The 4189-nt window shown below is 70.9% G+C and carries 2 protein-coding genes; one reads left to right on the top strand and one right to left on the bottom strand.

Annotated elements, in window-relative coordinates:
- Positions 1-223 precede the first annotated feature (223 nt).
- Positions 224-907, bottom strand: coding sequence for a hypothetical protein (locus tag JWN97_RS11005; RefSeq protein ID WP_297622406.1), 684 nt, complete (start codon positions 905-907; stop codon positions 224-226).
- Between the two features lie 220 nt (positions 908-1127).
- Here JWN97_RS11005 and mfd point away from each other — a divergent pair.
- A partial coding sequence (gene mfd, locus JWN97_RS11010) for a transcription-repair coupling factor (protein ID WP_297622408.1) occupies positions 1128-4189 on the top strand: 3062 nt, incomplete at its 3' end.

Consider the following 4189-nt stretch of genomic DNA (forward strand, 5'->3'; position numbering starts at 1 on the left):
CAGCTCGCGCTCGGCCGTGGCGGGCGTCCGCGCCGCGCCGCCGCAGGCGGTCAGGGCCAGCACGCCCGTCGCCACGAGCGCGGCGAGCAGCGGCGTACGGGTCATGCCCCCACCCTCACACGAGGTGCCGCAGCAGGGAATGGGGGGACATGGGGGACATGGCACGGCCCGGCAGAGCGCGCTCTGCCGGGCCGGTGTCGGGCGCCGTGGGATCAGGTGCTGATCAGTAGACCGTGGTCTTCCAGACGAAGCCGGTGGGGGCGAACCGGGTGTCGCCCTTGACGGCGAAGCTCCAGTACCAGGTGCCACCGCGCTTGGGCAGGGTGATCTTGTACTTGCCGGCCTTGTTGGTCTTGATCGTCTTGAACGGCTTGTAGCCCTTGTTCTGCTTCTTGCTGGCCTTGATGACGATCTTCTTCTTGCCGTAGCTGGGCTTGACCTTGCCCTTGAGCACGAACCCGGACGACGGGTAGGTGATCTTGCGGGCGACGCTCACGGCGAAGGGCGCCGACTCGCTCGAGGTGTAGTTGTCGCCGTACTGGCTCTGGTCGGTGTCGGTGTAGCCGCTGTAGACGACCTTGTAGGTCGTGTTCATCGCCGGCTTGACGTCGTAGAACGAGCCGTAGGTGCTGTCGGCGGTGGCGACGGCCGTCCAGGTCGTCGAGCCGGCCTGCATGGCGTAGAGGGTGGAGGTGCCGTCGGCGCCGCCCGGCGAGAGACCGTCGGAGCTGGCGATGTCGACGGACACGTAGAAGTCGTCGCCGTACTCCATCTGGGTCTCGCTGGGCACGGCCGTCGTGGTGGTGGTCCACGTGTCGGCGGCCTGGCTGGGTGCGGCGATGGCGATCGGCGTGAGGCCGAGCAGTCCGGCGGTGACCGTGCCGGTTACGAGACGAGTGATGCGCATGTCCCCGTTGTGTCCTCTCGAGAGAAATTCCTGGATCGACCGGCTGCTCGGGCAGCGGTCGCTGTGGTGCCCTGCTACCCCCGGGGCGCGTGAGACAAACCCCGTGGACGCACCCGTAGACTCTCAACACCCCCCATCCGTCGGCGAATGGGGGTCGTTCTGCGTGCTCCGGAAGGGAGTCCCGGTGTCGTCCACTCCACTCGTCGCTGTTGCCGACCGTCTGGTCTCCGCCCCCACGCTGTCGCGCGTCCTGGGAGACACGGCGGTGCAGGCAGCCCTCGACCTGACGGGCCCGGCCGCGGTCCGGCCGTTCGTCGTCCGGGGCCTCGTCGAGAAGGGCCGCACGGTCCTCGCCGTCACCGCGACCTCGCGTGAGGCCGAGGACCTGGTGGAGGAGCTCGCCGACCTCGTCGACCCCGACTCCGTCGCCTACTACCCCAGCTGGGAGACGCTCCCGCACGAGCGGCTGAGCCCCCGCAGCGACACCGTCGGCAAGCGGCTCGCGGTCCTGCGCCGGCTGCGCCACCCCGGCACCGACGCGGCCAACGGTCCGCTCAAGGTCGTCGTGGCGCCCATCCGCAGCCTGCTCCAGCCGCAGGTGCCCGGCCTCGCCGACATCGAGCCGGTCGAGCTCGCAGCGGGAGAGTCCCGCGTGCTGGAGGACGTCGTCCGGGGCCTGGCGGACGCGGCGTACTCCCGCGTCGACATGGTCGAGCGGCGCGGCGAGTTCGCCGTCCGCGGTGGCATCGTCGACGTGTTCCCCCCGACCGAGGAGCACCCGCTGCGGGTGGAGTTCTGGGGCGACGACATCGAGGAGATCCGGGCCTTCTCCGTCGCCGACCAGCGCACCCTCGAGACCGTGCAGCGGCTGTGGGCGCCGCCGTGCCGCGAGCTGCTGCTCACCGACGCCGTACGACGTCGCGCCGCCGACCTCGGCCGTGCGCACCCCCAGCTGCTCGAGCTGACCGACAAGATGGCCGCCGGCATCGCCGTCGAGGGCATGGAGTCCCTGGCCCCGGTCCTGGTCGAGGAGATGGAGCTGCTCGTCGACCTGATGCCGGCCGACACCACCGTGCTGGTGCTCGACCCCGAGCGGGCACGCAGCCGTGCCCACGACCTGGTCGCGACGAGCGAGGAGTTCCTCGGGGCGTCCTGGGCGGCCGCCGCCGGTGGCGGCACCGCGCCGATCGACCTGGGTGCCGCGTCCTACCGCGAGATCGCTGACGTGCGGCTCCACGCCCTCGGCCTGGGCCACGCGTGGTGGACGGTCAGTCCCTTCGGGATCGACACCGACGACGCGCCGCTGGACGCCCGGACCGTCGGGGTGCCGAGCACGACCCTGCCCACCCACGGCGCCGAGGCCTACCGCGGTGACCTCGAGAAGGCCATCGCCGACATCCGGACGTGGGTGGCCGACGCCCGCGACGTGGTCGTCGTGCACGCGGGCCACGGGCCGGCGCAGCGCTTCGTCGAGCTGCTGGGCGAGCACGACATCGCCGCCCGGCTGGTCGAGGAGGGCGCGACCGCCGGACCCAACGTCGTCACGGTGACGTGCGGCAACGTCGTGCACGGCCTCGTCGACGACGAGGCCCGGGTCGTGGTCCTGACCGGCGACGACCTGTCGTCGTCGGCCGGCTCGACGCGGGACCTGCGGCGACGCATGCCGACGCGCCGCAAGAAGCAGATCGACCCCCTCGAGCTCAAGGCCGGCGACTACGTCGTGCACGAGCAGCACGGGGTGGGGCGCTTCGTGGAGATGCGGCAGCGCGAGATGGCCGGTGCGACCCGCGAGTACCTCGTCCTGGAGTACGGCGCCAGCAAGCGCGGCGGCCCCAACGACATGCTCTACGTCCCGGCCGACACCCTCGACCAGGTCACCCGCTACGTCGGCGGCGAGAACCCGAGCCTCGACCGCCTCGGCGGGGGCGACTGGACCAAGCGCAAGAACAGGGCACGTCGCGCCGTCCGCGAGATCGCGGCCGAGCTGATCAAGCTGTACGCCGCCCGGCAGGCGACCAAGGGCCACGCCTACGGACCCGACACCCCGTGGCAGCGCGAGCTCGAGGACGCCTTCCCCTTCACCGAGACGGTCGACCAGCTCACGACCGTCGAGGAGGTGAAGGCCGACATGCGCCAGGTGGTCCCGATGGACCGGCTGGTGTGCGGGGACGTCGGCTACGGCAAGACCGAGATCGCGGTGCGAGCGGCGTTCAAGGCCGTGCAGGACGGCAAGCAGGTCGCGGTGCTGGTGCCGACGACGCTGCTGGTCACCCAGCACCTGTCGACCTTCTCCGAGCGGATGTCCGGCTTCCCCGTCGTGGTCAAGGGGCTCTCGCGCTTCCAGACCGACAAGGAGGCCAAGGAGGTCATCGCCGGCCTGGGCGACGGCTCCGTGGACATCGTGGTCGGCACCCACCGCCTGCTCAACCCCGACATCAAGGTCAAGGACCTCGGCCTGATCATCGTCGACGAGGAGCAGCGCTTCGGCGTGGAGCACAAGGAGCAGATGAAGCGGATGCGCACCTCCGTCGACGTGCTGTCGATGAGTGCGACGCCGATCCCGCGCACGCTCGAGATGGCGGTGACCGGCATCCGCGAGATGTCGACGATCACCACGCCCCCCGAGGAGCGGCACCCGGTCCTCACCTACGTCGGCGCCTACGAGGACCGGCAGGTCGTGGCTGCAGTGCGTCGTGAGCTGCTGCGCGAGGGCCAGGTGTTCTACATCCACAACCGGGTGCAGTCGATCGAGAAGGCGGCGGCGCGGATCCGTGAGCTCGTGCCCGAGGCGCGGGTCGCCACGGCCCACGGTCAGATGGGCGAGCACGCGCTCGAGCAGGTGATGCTCGACTTCTGGGAGAAGCGCTTCGACGTGCTGGTCTGCACGACGATCGTGGAGAGCGGCCTCGACGTCTCCAACGCCAACACGATGATCATCGAGCGGTCCGACACCCTCGGCCTGTCCCAGCTCCACCAGCTGCGTGGCCGGGTGGGCCGCTCGCGCGAGCGCGCCTACGCCTACTTCCTCTATCCGGCCGAGAAGCCGCTGACCGAGACCGCGCACGAGCGCCTCGCCGAGGTCCGCACCGACGAGGACGTCGACGAGATCCGCACCGAGCTGGTCGACCGCTACGGCTCCCCGCCCGAGGAGGTCGACTCGCTGCTCTTCGTCGCCCGCTTCCGGGCCCGCTGCCGACAGGCGGGCGTGCGCGAGGTGACGGTGGCCGGCAAGTACGTCCGGTTCGCGCCGGTCGACCTGCCCGACTCCCGCGTCGTACGCCT

The sequence above is a fragment of the Nocardioides sp. genome, assembly GCF_025965415.1.
Lineage (GTDB): Bacteria > Actinomycetota > Actinomycetes > Propionibacteriales > Nocardioidaceae > Nocardioides.